Origin of the sequence: Microcystis sp. CS-574 (assembly GCF_028329095.1) — a bacterium.
In the GTDB taxonomy this organism is placed as follows: domain Bacteria; phylum Cyanobacteriota; class Cyanobacteriia; order Cyanobacteriales; family Microcystaceae; genus Microcystis; species Microcystis ichthyoblabe_A.
Window position 1 is genome coordinate 1 of record NZ_JAQMSY010000071.1, and the last position, 24,169, is coordinate 24,169.

Below are 24,169 nucleotides of genomic sequence, written 5' to 3' on the forward strand. Positions count from 1 at the left end.
ATTTATAAGTTACCCCAAAAAAGTCGAGAGGAAATAGAAGCTATGTTGGAACTACAAGACCTAAAACAAACTCGTTTCTATCAAGAAGCTTTTGAACAGGGAATTGAACAGGGAATTGAACAGGGAATTGAACAGGGAATTGAACAGGGAATTGAACAGGGAATAAACTTGCAAAAATTGAAAACAATTTCTCTACTGCAAGACCTCGGTTTAACCCCGCAACAAATCTCGGAACGATTAGACTTAACTCTGGACACAGTGCTTAACTATTTGGCACAACAGCAACAATAATCACACCTGTTTAAAAAGTCTATAAAAACAGCAGTTGCTAAGTAGTGAACAAATGGATGGTAGCGAATCAGTGACCTTTAACCTATCAGTGATAACTCGATGAATAACGACTTATTGACTTTTCTCTTTGGTGTTACCCTTCTCATTCTCTATCTAGTTTTTTCAGCTTTAACCGAGATGGGAACAAAATGGCCTTGGACAAAAAAATAAGAGAAATACTTATAGATGTGAATAAACATAAAATCGGGTCAGGGATTCGGTCATTGGAAAAATTCTATTCGCTCTACTGATAAAATATGAAACTAATTGGTGATGTTTCCCCGAGCTTGGATTTATTCTTGTTGCTTTTTTTCTGGCATTGTCTCATCGGTGCCATTGCTACAGTCATCGCTATCAATAAAGGCTATCCAAGATTAAATTGGCTAATCTTCGGCCTTCTGGGAGGAACCTTTACCTTTTTTATCGCTCTTTTCCTGAAAAAAAGCCCAAAATTTAAGGGATGATATTGCTTGATTATCCTTTAATAGTTCCCATCAACACCTCTAAATCTTCTGCGTCTAACTCCTCTGGTATGCCATTACGAATTAATTCCGAAAAATCCTCATTGGGAACCATAAAACATAGTGCATAAAGTCTTCCGTCCCCCACATTTCTAATCTCGTGAATACCCGTGGGACGGACTAATAAACTATCCCCCGGCCCCAGGGGAATCGCTTTACCATCACAGATAGCCATTCCCTCCCCTTTGAGGATAAAAAACATTTCTACGGCAAAATGATGACGATGAGTAGGGGTGCGACCGTGGGGATCGAAAATTTCCACACAAACGGTCAAGGAATCCCCCGCTACGGTAGAATCAAAGACGATCGCTAAACGATTCGTATCCCCAGCGCTAATGCGAAAAACTTGATAATCCCGGGGAGATCGAATCACGGGTAACATACAATAATCGCTGGTCAGTTGGCTATTCATCGCTAATTTCGATCAAACTGTGGATGATTCTAAGACTAGCAAAAATTTTCAACTTCGCTCGATTGCGTCCACCACTTTACTCACATCTACGATCGCAGCCACATCATGGACGCGCAGGATATCGGCCCCCTTAGCGATCGCTATAGCACAGGCCGCCGCCGTTCCGAAAACTCGTTCTTTTGGGTCATCTTTGCCTGTAATCTCGCCAATAAAGCGTTTTCTCGACAATCCAATCAAAATAGGTAAATCTAAATCCCGAAATTGCTTTAATTCTCGCAATAACTCAAGATTTTGTGTCCCAGTTTTGGCGAAACCAATCCCCGGATCGATGATAATATTTTCCCTAGCAATACCCCACTGTAAAGCTTCCTTAACACGATTCTGTAAAAATTCTTTAATTTCCTTGACTAAATCATCATAATGTGTTAGAGATTGCATGGTTTGCGGATTGCCCCGCAGGTGCATGAGGATGATGGGAACGGCCAATTTAGCCACCGTCGGCAATAATAGGCGATCGAAGGTTCCCCCGGAAATATCATTGATCAAATCGGCCCCGGCGGCGATACCTTGGGCTGCTACAATCGCCCTAGTGGTATCGAGAGAGATAGGAATAGAACTTTGTTGTCGAATAGCGGTGATTACGGGGATAACTCGCGATAATTCTGCTTCTAGGCTAATTTCTTGCGCTCCCGGACGGGTGGATTGACCACCGATATCGATTATATCAGCCCCAGCCTCGATCATTTTCATCGCCTGTAGCAGGGCATTTTCAACATTGTCAAATTCTCCCCCATCACTAAAACTATCGGGAGTAACGTTCAAAACACCCATGATATAGGTGCGTTTTCCCCAAGCAAAAATATGTTCACGAATTACCGTTAAATCAGACATAATACTAAATCCTGCTGAAAAAGTAGATGAATTATGAATTATGAAGTGGGGAGAATAAATCAAAATAATCTCCTGATAACTGATAACTGATAACTGATTACTGATTACTGATAACTGATAACTGATAACTGATTACTGACGGTGATAGTTAATTTTTAAGTAGAGAAGAATCTTTTAATTCAAAATAAGCTTGTACTTCTTCTTTCCAGAGTTGATATTTTTCTTGAATTAGTTGATATTGACTGGCAAAATCGAGGTTACAATCAACGAGATTGCTATCGATATCGGATTGGACTAATTCCCTTTCGATTAGGGTTTCTCGGATAAATTTTAAACATTCTTGTCTCAAAGTTTCCGCTTGATCGATAATTAGCTGGACTTGATTAATTGCTCGATCATACAATGGAGTTTGTGAATGAAAAATTTCGGAAGATGCGGCCAGATTTCGCAGTCTATGTAATTGATTTTTCTTTTCTACTAAACTGGCAATTTTGGGGTTAATTTCAAAAAGCAAGGTTTTCACCAGAGGAGCCAAGCGGCGAGTGTTAATATAATCGTAGTTATTAAGATCTGATTTAATCAGGTGTACCTGTTGTAAATCGACGGTAATATCGTGGAATTGGATCTCAGTTTCGGTGATGGTGGGATGAATTGTTTTAACTTTCCACGTGGTAACAGAAGTCAACTGCTGGCGATCAATATTAACCATTTGCTGCTCCATTTTCAGCACATCGAGGGGAATGCTATAAAGTTTTTTCTCAGGGATATAGATAACATCGCTACCGAGAATGCGATCAATTTTAGGACGACGATATAAATAATGATACAGGAATCGATAAAAGCTTTTACTACCTTGAAATATCTGGAGAAATAACCAAATTTTCCAGCTAAATAACCCGCTAAGAAAGCGTCCGAATAGATGGGAATTCGAGGAGGAGTTATTCATGAAATTCCGTTATCAGTTATCGGTGAGGAATCGGAGGTTTGGTTCTTTTCAGCGATCGGTAAATAGTAAAGAGTAATCAGGGATAAAGATAACTAACTAATTAACTTAAAACTTACATCTGATAACTGATAACTGATAACTGATAACTGATTAAGGACGTTCTCCGGGTAGATTTTTTGAAGATGTTGGTTTCGATCTTACCTGTTGACGACCGTTGCGGATAACTTGTAACATTTGCCCTAATTGTCGATCGAGATCTTCTAAAACCGCTTCAGCATAGTCGTCAGCGCCTTTTTGAATTTCATGACATTCAGCTTGGGTTTTTTGTCGTAACTGTTGTACTTCCTGCAAGGTGCTGTGACGCATCTGTTCGATTTCATCGAGGGTTTGTTGTTGCAAGGATTCGCATTCCTGTTGAACCCGTTGACGAATTTGGGCCGCTTGCCGTTCTGCTTGTTGAATAATACCGGACTCGTCGAGAATTTGGGCGGCTCTTTGTTGAGCGGAACGCAGGACTTGTTGAGCGTATTCCTCTGCTTTAGTGATAATTTCCTGTTCTTCCTGCAAAATTGCTAAAGCTTTCTGTACTGCCGGTGGCACGGTTTCATAGATAAGATCGATTTGTTCAGCTATCTGTCCCTCATCGATCATTGTCCAACGGGTGAGGGGGATATGGAAACTATCAAAAATCATCTCTTGCAGACGCGCCAAATCCTGATAGATATCGAAATCGACGGGTGGACTGGGAACCCCACTATTAGAAGTGTTAGGTACTGCTTTTCTGGGATCATTAGGTTCTCGGCGCGCCATAGGTTCAGATCGTCCTCATTACTGTATTTTAGTATGTTAACTGTAGTATGAGTAAATATCCCTAGAAACGTTTTCCGGGACTAGATGACTGACGGAGCCACCGAATTGAGCGATTTCTTTAACCACGCTACTACTTAAAAAACTATATTCTTTAGTGGTGGCCAAAAAAACCGTTTCGATTCCTTCCCAGAGAGTTTTATTGGTATGTGCCATTTGCAGTTCTTTTTCAAAGTCTGAGAGAACCCGCAACCCCCGCAACAGCACCTTAGCACCTTTCAATCTGGCATATTCAACCGTTAATCCTGAAAAACTGTCTATCTCAACGTTTTTCAGGTGTTTTGTACAGTAGCTGATCTGTTCTATGCGTTGTTCGACGCTAAACAGGGGGTTTTTATGGGGATTGCAGAGAACTGCCACGATTACTCGCTCGAATAGTGGCACACTGCGTTCGATAATATCTAAATGACCGAGTGTAACTGGATCGAAGCTGCCGGGGTAGATGGCGATCATTTCTCAACCTGCACACCTCGCCAAAAAGCGATATATCCTTTAATATTTTGGGCTTTTGGCTTAGGATCGGGATAATACCAAGCGGCATCTTTATTGTCTTGTCCATCTACCCTGAGAGTATAATAACTAGCCTCTCCCTTCCAAGAACAAATTGTATGGGTGTTACTGGGTTGGAAATATTCAGCTTTGACGGTATCGGGGGGAAAATAGTAGTTTCCCTCGACAATTTCGCAGTTATCGCTTTCCGCTACCACTGCACCATTCCAAATCGCCTTTGCCATGACACTAACTCCTAGTTCTGTTTCAAAATTATCTTACAACAGAGTTTGTAAATGTTGAACCAGTTGGTTAACCTGCACCACTCCCTCAATTCGATCGATCGGTTGACCATTTTTAAAGACTACTAAAGTCGGTAAAGCTTGAATACCGTACTTAGTGGCTAAATTGGGATATTTGTCTGTATCAATTTTGACAATTTGTAGGCGATTTTTGAAATACATTCCCGTTTGTTCTAGAATCGGAGCCATCATTTGACAAGGACCACACCAAGTGGCATAGAAATCCACTAACACGGGAAGATTAGTGGTTTGCAACAGTTCCTCAAAACTGGAAAACTCTTTTTTGACTGCCATAAATTGTCACCTCGCCAGAAAAATAGCCTTTTTCCTACTATAGCTTTTCTAGATGTTCCTTAGACCTCCTGCAAAAGTAAGTTCTCGAGGTGCTAAGTAGTTGGACAAAAGTAAAGTTAACTGTGGGGTAAGGAGTCAGAAGTCAGGAGTCAGGAGTCAGTAAGAATTGCGGCAATTTACATTTCTTAAGATAGACAACAGAATTTATGTCCGACTACCTATCGGCTCAAAATATCTTAAAAGTCAGATAAATTTGCGATAATTTTCGGTTTTATGGCTAGGATAGTTGTCTCTTGTCTTTTTTATCCTCATCTCCCTGCTCATCGCTCCCTGCTCCCATCTCCTATCTCCTGTCTCGGAGTCTCCTGTCTCCTCACCTAACGGAAGATTTTTGATTTCTCCAGAGTGGTCATCGATCGCCGGGAAAATGCTAAGTTAGGTAAAGACTCGACAGCCAAATCTCCATGAACATCCTAACCAAGCTGCTTTTTCCCGAAACTAAAACCCCAGAGCAAGTAGGTTCACCGCGAGTACAGAAAAGCCGCCGGGGAATCGAAACCAAATCCGCCGCAGAAATCGTTATTATGCGACAAGCGGGTAAAATTGCCGCCACAGTCCTCAAGGAAATTGCCGAGATCGCTCAACCCGGGATGACGACGGCGGATCTGGATGCTCATGCGGAAAAACGTATCCGCGCAATGGGTGCTACTCCCAGTTTTAAAGGTTATTATGGCTTTCCTGCCTCGATTTGTGCCTCCGTCGATAACGAAGTCGTTCACGGTATCCCTAGCCCGAAAAAACGCCTCAAAGCCGGTTCTGTGTTAAAGGTAGATACGGGGGCCTACTACCAAGGTTATCATGGGGATTCCTGTATCACGATCGCGATCGGTTCCGTCTCTCCCAAAGCCGAAAAATTAATCCGCGTGGCGGAAGAAGCTTTATATAAAGGCATAAATCAGGTAAAAGCTGGCAATTATCTGCTCGATATCGCAGGAGCGATCGAAGATCACGTTCAAGCTAACGGTTTCCAGGTGGTAGAAGATTTTACCGGCCATGGAGTCGGCAGAAATCTCCACGAAGAACCTTCGGTATTTAATTTTCGCACTAATCAGTTACCCAATGTCAAACTCCGCGCCGGGATGACTCTGGCAATTGAACCAATTGTCAATGCGGGATCTAAACATACCAGAACTTTGCGCGATCGTTGGACGGTGGTGACGATGGATAATGCTCTCTCCGCTCAATTTGAGCATACTGTCTTAGTAACCGCCGCAGGTTACGAAATCTTAACCGATCGCAATAACCTATAAAATTGTCTATAGATTTTTTTGCTCCGGAATCTTAATTGAAAATTTATTTAGTGGCAGGATTTAGTCAAAATGTTTAAAAATATCGTTGTTGCCTTGGATTGTGGGGAATCATCCCATCGAGTCCTTCATGCTTTGAATTCCCTCTCGCTAACGGCAAATTCTTACATCATCATCACCCATATTCTCAGCAAGGAGGGAGATGAATCGGCAGTGGATCGCCCTCATCCCTCCCGTGAGATCATTGAAGATCAATTGCGCTGCTATCAATCCCAAATTGCTACCCCTAGTGAAATCGAGGTCATCTTTGGCGATCCAGCGGAGGAAATTATTCGTTTAGCTAATATCTATCAAGCTGATCTGATCGTGATCGGCAGCCGGGGATTAACGGGAGTTCAACGGGTGATCGAAGATTCTGTTAGTAGTCTCGTGGTGGCAGAAGCTACCTGTTCCGTATTGGTGGTAAAAGCATAGCAGCCAGCATTCAACTAGAAAAGGTACTCTGGCAAGAGTGCCTAAGTAGGGTTGGCTGAATAAATCTAAAAACCTTGTTAGATAAGGCTTTTAGACTTTTTTGACCTCAAAAACTGCTGACCATTGGAGTGATCGGGGGTAAAATTCCTGGACTTTTTCCCTAAAAATTAGGTAACTGACTACTTCAAAATCGGTAAAACCCCACACCCTACACCCTGCACCCACGAAAAACTTTTTGCCGCAAACCCTAAGTAGTCTTGAGCAGCACTGCTGACTAAAATTTGCAAATCTTATTTTTCCCCGATGTTTTCCCCCATACATTCCCCAGTATTTCCCCACTCACTCCCCAGTTTTCCACAGTTTACCCAGACTTTTCCACAGGCAACAGCGATATAATCGGCACTTGCTTCCAGAAAAAATTAATCTTGATTGTCAAAATCCCCATCGATAGATACTGAGTTAATGTTAAGTTAAGTAAATAAAATCTGGCTCTAACCCTTATTCCCTCGTAAATATTAAGTTTTTCTAAAGCATTCCTTTACATCTGGTAATATTGCAACTCCCTCCAACTTGGCTCACAATAGTCCTTACTGTCCACTGCACCAGTCAGGGATTTCCCCACTTCCGATCAGAGGTAAACGATATGAATACATCAGTCAGTATCTTGGCAGAAATCCCCGAAATTCTCCACCAATCCCTACAACAATACCTAGAAACTCACCCCGGTTGGGATCAAGATGGTGTGTTTACGGCGGCATTGTCATTTTTTCTGCTTAATTGTCAATCCCCCGAAAGGATGAATTTTGAGGAACAAAATAGCTGTGCCAAGGTTTATCTAGAAACTTTGTTCCAGCGCTCGGAGTGCTAATTCGGTGATAATAAGAGTCGGGTCCTGGTTAAAAACCCGATTTTCCCCTATGAATTCCGATAAAACCCCTAATTTAATCATTCCTCAGCTAATTATCGGTTTGGGTAATCCCGAACCCAAATATGATCGCACCCGTCATAATATCGGTTTTGAAGCTGTGGACTCATTAGCGCGGGATTGGGGGTTATCTTGGCAGGAAAACAAGCGATTTCAAGGTTTTATCGCCGAGGGTGACGGTCCTTTCCCAGGCAAAATTCGTCTCTTGAAACCCCAAACCTATATGAATCGCTCCGGGCAATCGGTGCGATCGGTGCTGGACTGGTATAAACTAGCTCCAGAGTCGATTTTAGTCATTTACGATGATATGGATCTGCCCCTAGGCCGGTTGAGAATCCGTCTATCGGGATCGGCGGGCGGACACAACGGTATTAAATCGATGATTGCCCACGTTGGCACGGAAAACTTCGCTCGTTTACGCATAGGAATCGGTAAATCAAGCGAAAAAGCGACTATTTCCCACGTTTTAGGCCGATTCACCCCCCAAGAAAACCAAGTAATCTTGAAAGTGTTAGACTTGTCCAGAAAAGCGATCGAACTTGGTCTCAAACAGGGGTTACAAAAGGCAATGAGTCTCTACAATAATCAAAGTGTAGAGATTGGCTCTAATCTATGCTGATAGCAAATAAGCCTGATTTTAGTAATGGTTATAATCGCCATTTTCGTCTATGCTCCTACAGAACCCTTGCTTAAATTTTGATCGCCCTTTGCTAGATTAGGTCAATTTTTATCCTCGATATTAGTAGTTTAAGTATGATTAATCGCCAAAGTTTGCGGAGATTCGCCCATAAGTTTAATCTCATTTTATGGATAATCGCTACAGTTTTTTGTCTTTGGAGTAATCCTGCTTTTGCCCATCGTCCCCATGATGTAATTAGTCAAGTGGAAGTTTCTCGTGATTTCCAGACAGATAATACAGTATATATATTGGTACGAAATAACTTTTATAAGTCTAGGGATGGAGGTAGCAACTGGAAAAGATTAATTCAAGGTTTAGATTATACGGGGGAATTAAGTTCCTTATCCCTATCTCCCCTCAATAAAAATATTCTCTATTTAGCTTCAAGATCCAATGGTATTTATAAAAGTGAAGATGCGGGGGAATCTTGGCAGAAAGTTAATCAGGGTTTAGAAACTAACTTTATTAACTTCGTAGAAATTGCCCCTTCCGATCCCAATATAGCAGCAGCAGTGGGATTAGAAAAAGGGGTTTATTTAACCGAAGATGGCGGTAAAAATTGGTCAAATATTTTCCCCACCACGGCACTGATAACCTCTCTAGCTATTACTCCCAGCAATCCTGATCGCATTTTTTTCGGGGATGAACAGGGTAAATTATACACTTCCTCCGATGGGGGAAAAACTTGGCAGAATCTCCCCTTACCTGCTAATATGGGGGCAGTAGATACAATTGCTTTTTCTCCTAATTTAGACAGGGATAAAACCTTTTTTGTCGGCACAAAAGAAGCGGGTATTTTTAAAACCGTTGATGATGGTAAAACCTTCCAAGCTGTTAACGAAGGAATTAAGGATAAAATCATCGAAGACATCGTTATTTCTCCCGACTATGCTCAAAACTCCACTCTTTATGCCATTACTTGGCATGACGGAATGTATGTTTCTCAGGATGGGGGCAAAAGTTGGAAAAAAATGAGCGAGGGTTTAACCAAAGATAAACAGGCTGATGATTATAAAGTTCCCCACTTTATGGATTTAAAAATAGTTCAAGATACGATGTTTTTAGGGGGATTTAATGGCTTATTTAAAACCACAGATAGCGGCAAACAATGGCAGGAAATAGAAACGTTAGACCGGGGAACAGTTATCGCCTTGGCGGTTTCTCCTAATTATGCCGAGGATGGCACTGTCGTCATGGCTAATTATGTAGGCAATATCTTCATCAGTCGGGATAAAGGGGAAACTTGGACACCAATTAATCGCGGTTTAGAGGTTTATCGACTTGGTAAAGATCCCGAAGAATCAGGACAAGATCCCCGGCGTTTCTTTGACATTGCCTTTTCTCCTAACTATGGAGAAGATAGAACTATTTTTGCGGGGTTTTTACGCAATAAATTTGCCAAATCCGATAACAGTGGTGATTTATGGAAAATTATCGAAATCGATCAGAAAGTCCGCGGTCCGAGAATAGTTCCTTCTCCAGATTTTGCCAAGGATAAAACTCTTTTTCTCACCAATCAGCAGGGTAGAATATTTCGTTCTACCGATGGAGGAAATACGGTTAAAAATATTAGTGAAGTGGGCAGAATTTTCGGTAATTATGCCCCTGCTATGGTAGCTTCCCCCGATTTTGCTAAGGATAAAACTTTGTTTGTCACGGGAAAAGAGGGTATTTATCAAAGTGTTGATGGTGGACTAACTTGGAAAAATGTCAGCCAAGGAACACCTCTATCAAAAACCCCTAATGTACAGTTGGCAATGTCTCCCAATTATCCCAAGGATGGAACTATTTTTGCTGGGACAGTTTCTGGTTTGTTTGTCAGCAAAGATGGGGCTAAAAGTTGGACAAAATTAGAGAAACCGGGGTTTAATCCCAATACTTCGGTAGAAACCATTGCTATCTCTCCTGATTATGCTAATGATCGCACGGTAATGGTTAGTTTACAGGGAGATGGTTTGTTTAAATCTACCGATGGTGGGGAAACTTTTAAATCAATTGGTGATCCTAAAATACCCCTAGTGAAAATTCATAGTATCCCTTCCTCTGGTATCTCCGTCCAGTTTTCTCCTAATTATGCTCAAGATAAAACTTTATTCGGTTTTGGTGGCGCTAAAACTACAGTTTTTCGTTCCACCGATGGGGGAGAAACTTGGACAAGTGTAACTATTTCTCCTCACGAGGAAGAAGATACACCCCGCTATAAAATCGGTGAGTTTTTCTTTAGTCCCCTTGGCGCAATCTTGCGCTTAGTTATACCGATTCTCCTAGCAATCGTCGCTTATTTTCTGGTGGGTTTCCTGAAACTGGAGAAAATTATTAATCTTCCTAAATCCTTCTTCCGCATGACAGGAGCATTGATGATTTTTCTGTTTGTTTTCTTCGTTATCATTACCCAAGTTTAGGAGAAATTTTGACCAGCGGGGCTTGACAAATCCCGCCGCTTGCCATATACTTGTATGTATAATGGGAATCCGTGCCTGCCTGCGACCTCTGATTTTTGTGGCAGTTATCCCTTGAGAGAATTAACCATCGGCAACGTAGGGATTGACCATCTTAGCGGGGTCAACAATGCGATCAAAATCCTCTTCCTCGATGTATCCTAGTTGCAAGGCTGCCACTTTCAGGGTTAAATCCTTTTCTAGGGCATAATGAGCGACGTAGGCAGCCTTTTGGTAGCCAATCACGGGACTTAAAGCAGTCACCAGCATCAAGGATTGATTTAAAAAAGTCTCAATTTGTTTTTGATTAGCAGTCATCCCCTTAACCAAAAACTGACAGAAATTAGCGCAACCATCCGTGAGCAGCCGGATAGACTGCATGAGATTATGAATCAACAGCGGTTTATAGACATTCATTTCCAGATGTCCTCCGGCGCCTCCCATCGTCACCGCTAAATCATTAGCCATCACCTGCACTGCTATCATCGATAAAGCTTCGCATTGGGTGGGATTAACTTTCCCCGGCATAATTGAAGAACCCGGTTCATTTTCCGGCAGCTGTAATTCTCCGATTCCACAACGGGGACCACAGCTAAGTAAACGGATATCATTAGCAATTTTATAGAGGGAACTAGCGATAGTTTTCAGTCCCCCGCTCAAGAAAACTAGAGCATCGTGGGAACCTTGCACGGTAAACTTATTAGGAGCGGTAATAAAGGGTAATTTAGTCAGATTAGCGATTTCGGCAGCCACATCTCGATCAAAATCTGGGGGAGCATTAATTCCCGTACCCACTGCTGTTCCTCCCAAGGATAAACGATAGACTTTTTCTAGACATTTTTCTAGCCAATCGCTGCCATCATCTAATAAACCCACATAACCGGAGAATTCTTGTCCGAGGGTTAAAGGGGTGGCATCCTGTAGGTGAGTGCGACCAATTTTAACTATATTTGCCCATAATTGCGCCTTTTCATCGAGACTATTCCGTAATAGTTGCAGACTGGGAATTAATTTTTCCTTGACTGCCAAGGCAACGGCAATATACATGGCCGAGGGAAAGGAATCATTAGTCGATTGGGACATATTAACATGATCGTTAGGATCCACGGGCGTTTTGCTACCCAGAGGATTCCCCGTCAGTTGACTGCAACGATTGGAGATGACTTCGTTGATGTTCATGTTAAACTGGGTGCCACTTCCCGTCATCCAAACGTAGAGGGGAAAGTTATCTGCGTGTTGTCCAGCTAAAATTTCATCGCAGACTTGACAGATAAGGTTTTTTCTCTCCTGACTGAGACGATTTTTTTGCTGATTGACAATTGCACAGGCTTTTTTGAGAATGGCATAGGACCGGATCATCTCCCGGGGCATGAGATTATCACCGATACTAAAGTATTGTAGAGATCTTTGGGTCTGCGCTCCCCAAAGTTTATCGGCAGGTACGGGGATTTCTCCCATGCTGTCTTTCTCGATGCGAAATTCTGTCATCTTTGATTAGGGTTTGCGGCAAAAAGTTTGTTGGTGGGGTTAGGAGTCAGTATTCAGGAGTCTCCGAGTCAGAATCCGGCCGCCGGTCTTCGGTAGGGGAAGTCAGAATAACCTCGCACTCTGGGAAGCGGAACCCTTTGCAATCGAGGAGCGAAAGTGCCAGGGTTTTGAGTACCTCGGATCGATTTCTCAACATTTGTTTATTGCACTTTTTTCTGAAAAAGTAGTAAAGCCTTTTTCTAGCAAGGCTTCCACTGACGTTCAGCAAACCCTAGTTACTTCTGAGGTCAGGAAAAGATGGTCGTTATCTGGCCTGAAAAGAGAGGGTCTCCAGGACGACACGGATTCCCACTATAAGAAAAGTATAAGTCAAGTCTGGCTGGTTTGTCAAGCCCTATGGGGACTTTTTCTGTCGGCATTTTTATCCAGGAGGTTGACAAGAATAACTGGCAGGGTGCTGCAGTGATTATGAGACAAAAACTGTTATATTTTAGGGAAGATAATCAGTAAAAAAGACGGGATTGGAGACTATGGACACAGCGATCGCATTAAGTTGGACATTGGGAATTATCTTAGGGTTGATGACCCTTTTGTTTATCTTACGGATCGTGCTGACTTGGAATCCACAGGTAGATTTAAATAGCTTCCCCTTTAATATTATTGCCTGGCCAACAGAACCTTTTTTAATCCCCGTGCGTAAACTCATACCCCCCTTAGGAGGAGTTGACATTTCTCCGATTATTTGGGTGGGAATTTGTACGATGCTGCGGGAAATTCTTCTCGGTCAACAGGGTTTAATTACCATGGTCTTAAAATAATTAGACCTCTTGGATATTGGGTGAAAAAGGTTGACAATGCCCCCAGAACAGTTAAGCTTATTTTAATCTCTGTAATTGCGTTTATGGCTCATTTAAGTTATGAAAAACTCAATTTAACCACAAAAATCGCCTATGGTGCTGGCGATTTGGGACCAGCTATCACTGCCAATATCTCAGTATTTTACCTGCTATTTTTCCTCACTGATGTGGCAGGATTATCGGCAGGATTAGCCGGTAGTGTGCTGATGGTGGTGAGAATTTTCGACGCTATTAACGATCCGATCATTGGTATGTGGAGCGATCGAACTCGTACTATCTGGGGTCGTCGCTTACCATGGATGTTATTGGGGTCGATTCCCTTCGGAATTAGCTATTTTTTACTGTGGTTAATCCCGACCAATAACCAATTATGGTTATTTTTATATTATATTTTTATCGGCATTATTTTTAATTTAACCTACACGGTAGTCAATCTTCCCTACCAGGCTCTCACCCCTGAATTAACTTATGATTATAATGAGAGAACCCGCTTAAATAGTTTTCGTTTTGCCTTTTCGATCGGGGGTAGCATTCTCTCATTAATTCTCTATATTCTCGTCTCATCGTCCTATGCCAATGATCTCCATAAAGCTTTTTTATTGTTAGGTGTAGTTTGTGCTTTAATCTCAATTATAGCAGTTATTTGGTGCGCTTTAGTTTTACAAGAACGAGGAGCAAAAGCGATTCTCAATCCCGCTCAGAAAAAAGTTTTGGCAATTGCTTTTATAGTTATCGGTGCGCTTTCCTTGGTCTATGGAGTAGGAAAAATGGGGGGAAATCCCAGAGACTTTATCGCTATTTCCACAATTTTATTAGGAATAGAAGGGATAGTTTCTGGTTTAACTATTTACTATGGTAAAACTGAAAATCATCTCAGGGATGGTGCGGCAATTAAACAGAGAGAAGCTGCTGATAATACCGAAACTATTCCCCTGAAAGAACAATTAAAAATAGTTTTTGGTAATCGTCCCTTTTTATACGTTATTGGCATCTATCTTTGTGCTTGGTTAGGAGTACAATTAACCGCCTCGATTTTGGTTTACTATGTCGTCAGCTACATGAGACTATCGGAAGCAGAATCGGGTTTAGTCGCTTTAGCAGTACAGGGGACAGCTTTAGTGATGTTATTTTTTTGGCAAGCAGTTAGTCAAAAATTAGACAAAAAGATAGTCTATTTTTTAGGGATGATATTCTGGATTATTGCCCAAATTGGTTTATTTTTGCTCCAACCAGGAGAAATAACTTTAATGTATATTTTGGCAGTTTTGGCGGGATTTGGCGTATCTGTGGCCTATTTAATTCCTTGGTCAATGGTTCCTGATGTGATTGAATTAGACGAATTAAAAACAGGAAAACGTCGAGAAGGTATTTTTTATGCTTTTATGGTACTTTTGCAAAAAATTGGTTTAGCTTTGGGGTTATTTATTGTCGGTATTGCTCTAGAAACATCGGGGTTTAAACCGAGAATACCAGGAGAAGCAATTCCCCTGCAGCCGGATAGTGCTTTAATAGCAATTCGCCTAGCAATTGCACCTTTACCGGCATTTTTTCTGATCATTAGTTTAATTCTTGCCTATTTTTATCCAATTACTCGCCAAGTTCACGCCGAAATTTTAGACCAATTAGCAGCAAGAAGACCAGAGGAAAAGTAAACATCAATTGTCGGCCGTCAGGAGACAGGAAATTATTTTTTTATTCCCGAACTTCCTGTCCAAAAAAAATCAGCAAACCCTTACCCTAAAGCATTTGTATTGACTTTTGAACTACTGATTACTGGGTACAATCGACCCGGCAGCATAATGTCTTCAATGAGTATAATGTTATCGATAGCTAAATTGTACAAAAAATGAAATCCTATCCAGTAGAGTTCCGTCAGAAAATCCTAGACTGTTATTATAACGAACCCATCTCTCAAAGACAATTAGCGAAAAGATTCTGTGTAACCTTAAGTTTCGTACAAAAGCTTTTGAAGCAATCTCGAGAAACGGGAGATATTCGACCGAAGACTTATCGATGTGGTCGTCATTTAAAACTTACGCCAGAACAGATGATCGCCCTCGGTGATTTGATTGAGGAAAATAATGACGCAACTCTAGCCGAACTATCGAAACTATTCCTAGAAAGAACCGGTATATTGTTAAGTGTGACTACAGTGGCAAGAATAGCCGAACGCTTGAGAATCACCCGCAAAAAAAACTCTACACCCGACCGAAAAAGAGATAGAAAGAGTACAAAAACTTAGACAAGAATACAAAGGATAAAATTCGGGATATATAAGATTAAACCCTAATCTAGTTATGACCAAAATCCAAGCTTGATCGCTTAAAGTAACTAGAGCGCACGAGACTAGACCTCTTAAAAAAAACCAAAATTTTGCAACTATTACGGAGATTACTAATTATGACCACAAACAATGCCGAGAATAACTCAATCTATCCCGTGCGTTGGCAAGATAACAAAGTCTGGCTGATCGATCAAACCCGTTTACCCATGGAGTATGGGGAAGTTGAGATCACCAGCAGTGAAGCCATGGCCCGGGCGATCGAAACGATGATTGTGCGCGGCGCCCCGGCGATCGGGGTAGCGGCTGCATACGGTATGGTTTTAGGAGCGCAGGAAATTAAAACTGACCAGAAAGAGCAGTTTCTGGCCGATTTAACTAGAATAGCCGATCGATTAGCCCAAACCCGGCCCACGGCGGTGAATTTATTCTGGGCGATCGAGCGAATGTTAAAAGTGGCCCAGGAAAGTGGCCCAGAAGTGGCAATAATTAGCAAAAATCTCCTGGAAACTGCCCACAATATCCAAAAAGAAGACGTGGAAACCTGTCGGGCGATCGGTCATCATGGTTTATTGGCGCTGCCGGAGCAACCGGAAAAACTGACAATTTTAACCCACTGTAATACTGGGTCCCTAGCCACGGCCAGTTATGGCACTGCTTTAGGGGTAATTCGTTCCGCTTGGACGGCGGGTAGATTAATACAAGTGTATGCAGATGAAACCCGGCCAAGGTTGCAAGGAGCAAAATTAACCGCCTGGGAATGTGCGCGGGAGGGAATTCCCGTCACCGTGATCACCGATAGCATGGCGGCCCACTGTATGCAGCAAAAACTGATCGATGCGGTGATCGTTGGGGCCGATCGCATTGCGGCCAATGGGGACACGGCCAACAAAATCGGCACCTATTCCCTCGCGGTGGTGGCGAAAGCTCATAATCTGCCTTTTTATGTGGCTGCCCCCCTATCGACGGTGGATTTTTCCCTTAAGGATGGTACGGGGATACCGATCGAACAGCGCGATAGTGCCGAAATTTATCAGGTGGGGACGACAACCCTTTGCCCTAGAAATGTTAATTTTTATAACCCCGCTTTTGATGTTACTCCCGCCGCTTTCATCACCGCTATCATTACCGAAAAAGGAGCGGTAACGCCGGCTGAATTAATTTTTTTACAGGAATCCTAGGGGGTGAGCTTTTTCCCCACTAACACCATTTTTATCTGGATTGGGGACTTGCGCTTTGATAATGTACCTTTTGGGCGAACGCAGTTCGCCCCTACATTGTGGACAAAATCCGTTACTGTAGGGGCGCAAAGCTTGCGCCCTCCGATCGATTGGGATATTATTCCCACGCAAGTCCCTTGGCACAGTGGGGAAAAATTCCGCCTCAATCCAATTGGAGGTGACGGCCAAGGGGAAAATGGGTAAGATCACTATTGACAAATAAACTAAAATGGCGTATGAGGATAACATCAAGGAAGACAATGATTAGGATTTGCTTTTATCTATAGTTAAATGCTATTATTCAGCTTAATTAATCTTAGTTAATCCCCAAGTATATCTTTTTGTTTACTTAAAAGATTTGTGTTGAGATAGTCTAAAAAAATTAAATGAACCAGAGCTTGGTTTTATTCTCTTAAAACCCAAGCATCTCGAAAATTTATTCCTGTTAACTCTTTACCTCATCGAGATTTACACGATGTTATAGTACAAGAGTAAAGACCAAGATCGGAGTAGTAAAGTCTAGATTTGGGTAGATTTGAGTAGATTTTAGGGGAGTTTAATTATATTTGTAATCGCCGCTTTGATTAAGTAAAAATAAAATTAACTGGAAACAGGTGATTGCCGAATGAAGATAAGAAAGTGGAATTCAATTCAAGGAAGGGAGTGAAGTCAATGTTTAGGAACGGCTCTAATAATCCAAAAGCCAAAATTATTGAATCATCGCCTAGTTCAGCACAACCGGGAAAAAATATGGATAAAGTGCGGGTTATCGTCATAGAGGATCACGATTTAACCCGCATGGGGTTAGTGGCGGCTCTCCAGCATCGAGAGGGTATTCAATTGGTGGGAGAAGCCATCAGTGGATTACAGGGACTGAAACTGCTAGAGGAGACTAAACCCGATGTAGCGATCATCGATATAGCTTTGCCCATGATCGATGGGATTGAGTTAATGCGACGCTTCCAACAAAATTGCGGCGAAGACAGCTTGGCTACGAAGATCCTCATGCTAACCATGTACAACACCCAGGAACAGGTTTTAGCGGCTTTTAGTGCTGGGGCTGATTCCTACTGTATGAAGGATACCAGCGTCGATAAATTAGTCGAGGCGATTTATTCCACCCACGAAGGCAATCCTTGGATCGATCCCGTGATCGTCGGCGTTATTCGGCAACAAGTGCGCCAAAATTTTGCCACCGGTAGCCACACCGACGGCAAAACAGTGATAATTCAAGGCGTTGACCCAGAACATCGCCAATTGCTGGAAAATGTGCCCCTAACAGAACGAGAGCTAGAAATTCTCGCTCTGATTGTCGGGGGTTTTAGTAATGCTCAGATTGGCGACCGACTCTATATCACCATCGGCACGGTGAAAACCCATGTCCGCAATATCTTAAATAAACTCTCTGTGGATGATCGCACTCAAGCGGCAGTGTTGGCCCTGCGATCGGGATTAGTGGACTAAAAAAACCGGCATCCTCTAGGGTTAGGATGCCGGTTCGGTCAAAACTAGAAACTAGACTTGGGCTACCACTTTTGATTCGGCCGCCATTAGTTTTTCGTAGGTTTCACGCATTTTGAGACCGACTAAGACTTGGAATAAACCCGTACCATTGGTGGAACCGGGATAATCCTTGTGTTTGAGCAGTAATTCCGTCATTTCACCGTAGTATTTAGTGCCGGTTTTGCTCAAGTGGCTTTCGATGTAGATCATTTCTTCGAGGTTATCGAATTGACCATCTAGTTCCAGAATCGACACTTCATTCCCCAAGAAGCCATCTGGACCGTAGTAGAGTTTAATACCGGGATAAGTGCAGGTCAATTTACGACCACAGGGCCGCCAATCGATGGTGGAACCTTCATCAAACAGATAAGCGGGTTCAAAGTTTTCCACCCCTTCTTTCTGGATTAAACGAACCCGCAGTAATTTACTTTCGTGATCTTCAAGTAATTTGGTGGGCAGCACTTGAATCACCACGTCAGCGTACTGTCTTTGGGGATCGATATAGGCACTGAAATCGGGTTTTCTAGAATTAATGGCCGCCATCACATCATCATAGGTGTGACCGCGCTCGGCCATATCCCGTTGAATTTTCCAGTTAACTTTGACTTCATCGCTAATATCGAGATAAACGCTGAAATCTAATAGAGACCGGACTCGTTCATCATATAAGGGGTGTAGTCCCTCGATCACGATTACCTTATTCGGTTCGATGATTTCGGGGGGATCGATCATCCCCGTTTCATGATTATAAATAGGTTTATTAATGGCTTGACCTCCCTTAAGAGCTTTAATCTGCTCATACATCAGGTCAAAGTTATTCGCTTTCGGATTGAGTGCGGTGACACCCACCTCTTTTCTCTGTTTGCGATCGAGGCAATGGTAGTCATCTAAACAGATCACTGTCATAAACTCGGCCCCGAATAAATCGGTCAAACGACGTAAAAAAGTAGATTTCCCACAGCCGGAGTCCCCAGCTACACCGATTAGAACCACGCGCTCTGGCTTATTGGCCATAGTTTCCCTCTAAATACACAACTAATTGTTAACCCTATAGTATGTAATTAAACCAGACTCTGGATCGAGCAGTACCCCGCCGCCACAAATTTCTGCTGCTGACAGGTTCGGCAAGAGCCTCACGCTAGAATGAGTAGGTATTTGATACTAGATAATCTGTTCAGATCATACCGGAATCAGTGACCAAAATCAGTTATCACTGATTACTGAGAGGGTGCGGTGGGTGTGGAGAAATGTCGTCATTTCCTCCACTGCTAGAGGGGAACTGATGCGATTGCCTTGCATTCTCTCACAACCTAATTCTTGCAGGATTTCTAATTGTTGTTGGGTTTCTACTCCCTTGGCGATCGCTATTAAGTTAAAACTTTTCGCTACCGCCAGCAATGACGAGATAAAACGGGTATCTTGGGGAGTATCAGTGAGTTGTTTTGTTAAAGATTGCTCTATTTTCAGTTTTTTCACGGGAAATTGACCGAGATAGGCGATCGAAGCGTAACCGCTGCCAAAATCATCGAGGGTAATACTAATACCCAATTTCTGCAAATCCCCAAGAATTCGACCGGTTTCGCGGCTATTTTCCAGTAAACTTGTCTCAGTTATTTCTACCTCCAGAAAGAAAGGCCCGATTTGGGTTTCAGTCAAGACTTCTTTGAGGTTGGTGAGCAACTGGGGATCACGCAATTGGTGTGGGGACAAATTGATCGAGATGGGAGTGTATAATAATCCCCGCTGCTGCCATATTTGTGCCTGTTGACAGGCATTTTTTAGTACCCAACGATTAAGCTCAAGGATTAAGTCGCTTTCTTCGACTAAGGGTAAAAAACGATTAGGGGGAATTAATCCGAATTGAGGGTGTAACCAGCACAATAATGCCTCCAATCCTTCCACTTGCCCCTTAATGATATTAACTTGCGGTTGATAGTAAAGAGCTAATTCATTATTTTTCATTGCCTGATAGAGAAAATATTCAACTTTAGAACTACGAGTATTTTTGGGGTGAACATTAACCGACTCTATCTGGGAGTTATCATTTATATTATTCTTAACTGCTACTAAATTTTCCTCCAGTTTCTGTAATATTACTTTCCTGTCTGTGCCGTCGGGGGGATAGATAACTGAACCTAAACTTAATCGCACGACTAGGGAGTGATTTTCGATTTCATTATTACTTTCTAGGGTTTTAATAATTCTTTGACCAACCTTTTCTAGATCATTAGCATCATTAATTTGTGACAGCAGGATAATAAATTCGTACCCTCTCCAATGGGCGACTATATCCTCTGATCGCAAACTTTTTCTTAAACGTTCAATTAAGATTTTTAATAGTTTATCCCCCAGTCGATAACCTAGTTGATTGTTGACATTTCTTAGCTGCCCTACATCCAATAATAATAGCCCGATCAGTTGATTATTTTTCTGGGCATTATTAATAGCACTTGAGAGGTGTTCATTAAAGAGGGAACGGTTAGGTAAATCCTTGAGAACAACCGAAGAATATTCCTCTTGAATCTTGCTATTAAAACTTATGATTTGCGATGGAGCTTGACGGAGAATTAAGGTACTTTTTGCATGGGGTTCATTATGGCTAGAATTGGTTTCATTTTCCGTAGTTTTCCCTTGTAACTGTTCTATATTTTCAACTGATTCTCGCTCTATTTTTGCTTGACTAGCTATTAAATGAAAACTGGCATTTATATCACAGCCAAAGTTAATTAAATCACCATCTTTTAATTCATGAATTAAGCATTTAGACCCATTGACGTAAATGCCATTATGACTTTTATTTCCCTCTAAATCACCATCAAGAATCCAATAGGAAAATTTTTGGCGATCAATACTCTTTTTAATTAAAGTCGCATGATAGCGAGACGCGTGTTTAGAGCGAAGAACAATTTGATTATCAGACTTACGACCCAGAGAATATTTCATGTCCTCTAGGGTAATTGTTCTTCTACCTTGAGGATCTTCCACAATCAGGAGATAACGGGAATTGGATGAACCATTAATCATTTTTTCAGCACCTCGACAAAAGTGAAAATATAAGTTAATTTATTCTCTCAAAAGCTACGGCTTATTCGTCTTTAAGTTAATTTATTTTCTCAATAAAGTGTTGGGGGTAATTCGGAACAGTTACTTAACAGCAAATGTGTCACATCTTCGGGGTTCAAAGTCCGAGTCAACCAAAATCATTGTACTTCTTCACAGTGCAGACGTGGGCAAGTGTCCAACTGTTGTAAACTTTCTCCCCCAACGGCAATAACTCGTAAATTCAAATTCTGCCCTAGGCTGATCATAGTCGATAACATAGCTAAATGCTTGGTTTTTGATGGTAAAGATTGGATAAAGGTTTGATCGATCGATCTTCAAACTGTCGAAGGTGTATTTATAAATATAACTTAATCAGGAATAGCCGGCATCAAAATTATCTAAAACTAACTGCATCCCTAATTCCCGCAAGTCCCTTAAAGCTGAGTTGGCAAAGCTCTCATCCTGCATGATGCAGTTTTCATTAATTTAGACCTGCTGCATCTCACATTTGCAGAAATACCGACTATCAGCAACAAACCAATACAAATGTACGGGCAACCGTCTATAAGCATACCACTTGCAAAGCTAATGCTTTCTGAACTTTGGGAGAGGTGCTTCCTCCAGGGACATCTAAAACCACACACGCGGGTTGCGAATTCCTGTCCTCCCTAACGGGTTTCGGGGAGTAGAAACCCTCAAGGTCCCAGATTGAGTGATAAAATCAGAAATAAAGCCCGATTTTAGCAGAGATTTTCCCTTTAAAAATCTCAACTTAGTAAATTTACAAAAATGAGATGTACCACCGAGGAGTTCTCCCTATGGATAGCAACCGATTAATCGAAGAATTAAAAAATCCCGACTTTTATCCTCATTCTGTCAAAATTCCCGTTGAAATTATCCAAACCCATGCTTCAATTATCTTCTTGACAGGAGATTATGCCTATAAAGTCAAGAAACCAGTTAATTATAATTTTTTAAATTTCTCCACTTTAGAAAAGAGAAAATATTATCTAGAACAGGAACTAGAGTTAAATAAAAAAGTTGCCGACAATATCTATCTGGAAGTTTTGTCAATTAATGAAGAACAGGGTAGCATAAGTTTAAATGGAGAAGGAAAAGTGATAGAATATATTTTAAAAATGAATCAGTTTCCCCAAGAATGTTTACTCAGTAAAATTTTTGAACGGGGAGAACTAACGGAAAAAGCGATCGAGTCTTTGGCTGAAAAAGTGGCACAATTTCATCGGCAAGCTGTGAGTAATTCCTATATTACTCAGTTTGGTAATTTGGAAATTGTTAAACAAGCTTTTGATGAAAACTACCAACAAACCGAGAAATATATTAATTTTGTTCAAACCCAAAAACAATACGATGAAACAAAAGCTTATACAGATAAATTCTTCGCAGAACACCGAGATTGGTTAGAGGAAAGACAAATAAAAGGGATGATTCGCGAATGTCATGGAGACCTACATTTAAATAATATCTGTCAGTGGCAGGGAGAAATACAATTATTTGATCGCATAGAATTTAATGAATCTTTTCGCTTCGTTGATGTCATGTATGATCTTGCTTTTACAGCCATGGATTTAACCGCTAGGGGGAGAGAAGATTTCGCTAATTTATTTGTCAATACTTATTTAGAACAAACCGCTGACTGGGAGGGTTTAAAAGTCTTGCCTCTCTACCTGACTAGACAAGCGTATGTGAGGGCAAAAGTCAATAGTTTTCTGCTTGATGGTGACACTTTTTCTGAGAAAATTAAAGCAGATGCACAGGATTATTATCAATTAGCTTGGCAGTACACACAACCGCAGAAACCGAGATTAATTCTGATGTCGGGATTTTCTGCATCGGGTAAGAGTACCATAGGGAAAGTAATTGCTAAAAATCTTAATGCTATTCAGATTCGTTCCGATGCAGTTCGCAAACATTTGGCTGGAATTGACTTAAATCAAACAGGAAGTCTAGATATATATAGTCTCGAAATGAGTCAAAAAACCTTCGCTAGACTAGCGGAATTAGCCCGAATTTTAATAACTTTAGGTTATCCAGTTATTCTCGATGCGCGCTACGATAAATATGCTTGGCGAGAACCCTTATTAACCTATGCCCAAAATTTAAAGATTCCTTTTCATATCGTCCATTGTCACGCACCTATAGAAGTTTTAAAACAACGGATTGCCGCTAGAAAAGGCGATATTTCTGACGCTACTATCGAGGTGTTAAATGCCCAAATTGAGAAAACAGAACCTTTTAATGAAAAAGAACAACCCTATCTAATTTCCCTAGACACTACTAATCCCGATTGGCCAGAATTTTTAGAGAGTCAATTAGGTAAATAGGTTGATATGAATCAATGATATAAAGTAGCAAAAAGGAGAAGCGATTATGAAAACTGTAGTGTTAAATCTAGAGACAGTTAATCTGACCGATGAACAATTTTATCATCTCTGTCAGGCTAATCAAACATGGAATTTAGAACGTAATCAAAAAGGAGAATTATTAATTATGCCTCCCGTGGGTGAAAATAGCGGTAATAGAGAAGCTGATTTAATTGCTGATGTAACGATTTGGAATCGTCAAAGTAATTCTGGTAAAGTCTTTAGTTCTTCGACAATTTTTCGTTTACCAAAGGGAGGATATCGTTCTCCTGATGTTGCTTGGATAAAACGGGAAAGATGGGAAGCTTTGAGCGCAGAAGAGCGAGAAAAGTTCCCCCCTTTATGTCCAGATTTTGTGATTGAATTACGTTCTCGTAGCGATTCCTTAACCTCTTTACGCGAAAAGATGCGCGAATATTTAGCCAGTGGTTTACGTTTGGGTTGGTTGATTAATCCTCAACAGCAGCAGGTGGAAATCTACCGACTAAATAGCGGTGTGGAAATTATTAATTTGCCTGC

At 41.5% G+C, this 24,169-nt stretch carries 23 protein-coding genes and 1 pseudogene; 14 read left to right on the top strand and 10 right to left on the bottom strand.

The genetic code is table 11. The features are described from left to right. Nucleotides 1-291 (top strand): annotated as a pseudogene (locus tag PN470_RS04720) (Rpn family recombination-promoting nuclease/putative transposase); the annotation flags it as partial. Nucleotides 292-587: 296 nt separating this feature from the next. Beyond that, on the top strand, nucleotides 588-794 hold the full coding sequence (locus PN470_RS04725) for a hypothetical protein (RefSeq protein WP_043997365.1): 207 nt from the start codon (nucleotides 588-590) through the stop codon (nucleotides 792-794). Between the two features lie 10 nt (nucleotides 795-804). Here PN470_RS04725 and PN470_RS04730 read toward each other — a convergent pair whose 3' ends face one another. The 7 genes from PN470_RS04730 to trxA all read right to left on the bottom strand — a co-directional run bounded on the left by PN470_RS04730 (nucleotide 805) and on the right by trxA (nucleotide 5,052). Then, nucleotides 805-1,263, bottom strand: a complete 459-nt coding sequence (locus PN470_RS04730) for a cupin domain-containing protein (protein ID WP_002739902.1) — start codon at nucleotides 1,261-1,263, stop codon at nucleotides 805-807. Between the two features lie 48 nt (nucleotides 1,264-1,311). Further along, nucleotides 1,312-2,154 (bottom strand): dihydropteroate synthase, encoded by an 843-nt coding sequence (gene folP / locus PN470_RS04735; protein ID WP_272103876.1) that lies wholly within the window; start codon nucleotides 2,152-2,154, stop codon nucleotides 1,312-1,314. A gap of 148 nt (nucleotides 2,155-2,302) precedes the next feature. Further along, nucleotides 2,303-3,100, bottom strand: a complete 798-nt coding sequence (locus PN470_RS04740; RefSeq protein ID WP_002739654.1) for a hypothetical protein — start codon at nucleotides 3,098-3,100, stop codon at nucleotides 2,303-2,305. A gap of 150 nt (nucleotides 3,101-3,250) precedes the next feature. Continuing rightward, the gene (locus PN470_RS04745) at nucleotides 3,251-3,910 is read right to left on the bottom strand and encodes a hypothetical protein (RefSeq protein WP_002739760.1); all 660 of its coding nucleotides are present in this window, start codon (nucleotides 3,908-3,910) and stop codon (nucleotides 3,251-3,253) included. Nucleotides 3,911-3,946: 36 nt separating this feature from the next. Then, nucleotides 3,947-4,420 (bottom strand): pantetheine-phosphate adenylyltransferase, encoded by a 474-nt coding sequence (gene coaD, locus PN470_RS04750; RefSeq protein ID WP_002739695.1) that lies wholly within the window; start codon nucleotides 4,418-4,420, stop codon nucleotides 3,947-3,949. Next, nucleotides 4,417-4,701 (bottom strand): DUF427 domain-containing protein, encoded by a 285-nt coding sequence (locus PN470_RS04755; protein WP_002739527.1) that lies wholly within the window; start codon nucleotides 4,699-4,701, stop codon nucleotides 4,417-4,419. The genes coaD and PN470_RS04755 overlap by 4 nt, the downstream gene beginning before the upstream one ends. A 33-nt stretch (nucleotides 4,702-4,734) precedes the next feature. After that, nucleotides 4,735-5,052, bottom strand: a complete 318-nt coding sequence (gene trxA / locus PN470_RS04760; protein WP_002739627.1) for a thioredoxin — start codon at nucleotides 5,050-5,052, stop codon at nucleotides 4,735-4,737. 464 nt (nucleotides 5,053-5,516) lie between these two features. Between trxA and map the strand changes: the two genes are divergently transcribed. From map to PN470_RS04785, 5 genes are all read left to right on the top strand, one after another. Then, entirely contained in the window at nucleotides 5,517-6,362 is an 846-nt protein-coding gene (gene map, locus PN470_RS04765; protein ID WP_272103879.1) for a type I methionyl aminopeptidase, read from the top strand. Between the two features lie 69 nt (nucleotides 6,363-6,431). Next, on the top strand, nucleotides 6,432-6,833 hold the full coding sequence (locus tag PN470_RS04770; RefSeq protein WP_002776463.1) for a universal stress protein: 402 nt from the start codon (nucleotides 6,432-6,434) through the stop codon (nucleotides 6,831-6,833). 643 nt (nucleotides 6,834-7,476) lie between these two features. Beyond that, nucleotides 7,477-7,701, top strand: a complete 225-nt coding sequence (locus tag PN470_RS04775) for a DUF2811 domain-containing protein (RefSeq protein ID WP_002739844.1) — start codon at nucleotides 7,477-7,479, stop codon at nucleotides 7,699-7,701. Between the two features lie 49 nt (nucleotides 7,702-7,750). Beyond that, nucleotides 7,751-8,377, top strand: coding sequence for an aminoacyl-tRNA hydrolase (gene pth / locus PN470_RS04780; RefSeq protein WP_103111542.1), 627 nt, complete (start codon nucleotides 7,751-7,753; stop codon nucleotides 8,375-8,377). A 134-nt stretch (nucleotides 8,378-8,511) separates the two neighbouring features. Continuing rightward, complete coding sequence (locus PN470_RS04785) at nucleotides 8,512-10,839, top strand: VPS10 domain-containing protein (protein ID WP_271937577.1); 2,328 nt, start codon at nucleotides 8,512-8,514, stop codon at nucleotides 10,837-10,839. 120 nt (nucleotides 10,840-10,959) lie between these two features. On the opposite strand, the gene fumC is transcribed toward PN470_RS04785, so the two are convergent. Then, nucleotides 10,960-12,363 carry a class II fumarate hydratase gene (fumC, locus tag PN470_RS04790; protein WP_002750033.1) on the bottom strand — a complete coding sequence of 468 codons (1,404 nt, stop codon included), beginning with the start codon at nucleotides 12,361-12,363 and terminating at the stop codon, nucleotides 10,960-10,962. Between the two features lie 530 nt (nucleotides 12,364-12,893). Here fumC and PN470_RS04795 point away from each other — a divergent pair. The 5 genes from PN470_RS04795 to PN470_RS04815 all read left to right on the top strand — a co-directional run bounded on the left by PN470_RS04795 (nucleotide 12,894) and on the right by PN470_RS04815 (nucleotide 18,185). Next, nucleotides 12,894-13,181: a YggT family protein gene (locus PN470_RS04795; RefSeq protein WP_271937579.1), complete on the top strand. Its 288-nt coding sequence runs from the start codon at nucleotides 12,894-12,896 to the stop codon at nucleotides 13,179-13,181. Nucleotides 13,182-13,264: 83 nt separating this feature from the next. Continuing rightward, nucleotides 13,265-14,872, top strand: coding sequence for an MFS transporter (locus tag PN470_RS04800; protein WP_271937581.1), 1,608 nt, complete (start codon nucleotides 13,265-13,267; stop codon nucleotides 14,870-14,872). A 194-nt stretch (nucleotides 14,873-15,066) separates the two neighbouring features. Beyond that, nucleotides 15,067-15,462, top strand: coding sequence for a helix-turn-helix domain-containing protein (locus PN470_RS04805; RefSeq protein WP_002743536.1), 396 nt, complete (start codon nucleotides 15,067-15,069; stop codon nucleotides 15,460-15,462). Nucleotides 15,463-15,620: 158 nt separating this feature from the next. Then, nucleotides 15,621-16,682, top strand: coding sequence for an S-methyl-5-thioribose-1-phosphate isomerase (gene mtnA / locus PN470_RS04810; protein ID WP_272103882.1), 1,062 nt, complete (start codon nucleotides 15,621-15,623; stop codon nucleotides 16,680-16,682). A gap of 789 nt (nucleotides 16,683-17,471) precedes the next feature. Beyond that, nucleotides 17,472-18,185: a response regulator gene (locus PN470_RS04815; RefSeq protein ID WP_272103890.1), complete on the top strand. Its 714-nt coding sequence runs from the start codon at nucleotides 17,472-17,474 to the stop codon at nucleotides 18,183-18,185. A 51-nt stretch (nucleotides 18,186-18,236) separates the two neighbouring features. Here the strand turns inward: PN470_RS04815 and PN470_RS04820 are convergent, their stop codons facing one another. Together PN470_RS04820 and PN470_RS04825 are read right to left on the bottom strand one after the other, a co-directional pair. Then, nucleotides 18,237-19,238 carry a phosphoribulokinase gene (locus PN470_RS04820; RefSeq protein ID WP_016517207.1) on the bottom strand — a complete coding sequence of 334 codons (1,002 nt, stop codon included), beginning with the start codon at nucleotides 19,236-19,238 and terminating at the stop codon, nucleotides 18,237-18,239. A 189-nt stretch (nucleotides 19,239-19,427) separates the two neighbouring features. Continuing rightward, nucleotides 19,428-21,248: an EAL domain-containing protein gene (locus PN470_RS04825; protein WP_272103885.1), complete on the bottom strand. Its 1,821-nt coding sequence runs from the start codon at nucleotides 21,246-21,248 to the stop codon at nucleotides 19,428-19,430. A gap of 836 nt (nucleotides 21,249-22,084) precedes the next feature. Here PN470_RS04825 and PN470_RS04830 point away from each other — a divergent pair. Further along, nucleotides 22,085-23,611 (top strand): bifunctional aminoglycoside phosphotransferase/ATP-binding protein, encoded by a 1,527-nt coding sequence (locus PN470_RS04830; protein WP_002776445.1) that lies wholly within the window; start codon nucleotides 22,085-22,087, stop codon nucleotides 23,609-23,611. A 46-nt stretch (nucleotides 23,612-23,657) separates the two neighbouring features. Next, on the top strand, nucleotides 23,658-24,169 hold a 512-nt coding region (locus tag PN470_RS04835), incomplete at its 3' end, for a Uma2 family endonuclease (RefSeq protein ID WP_272103888.1).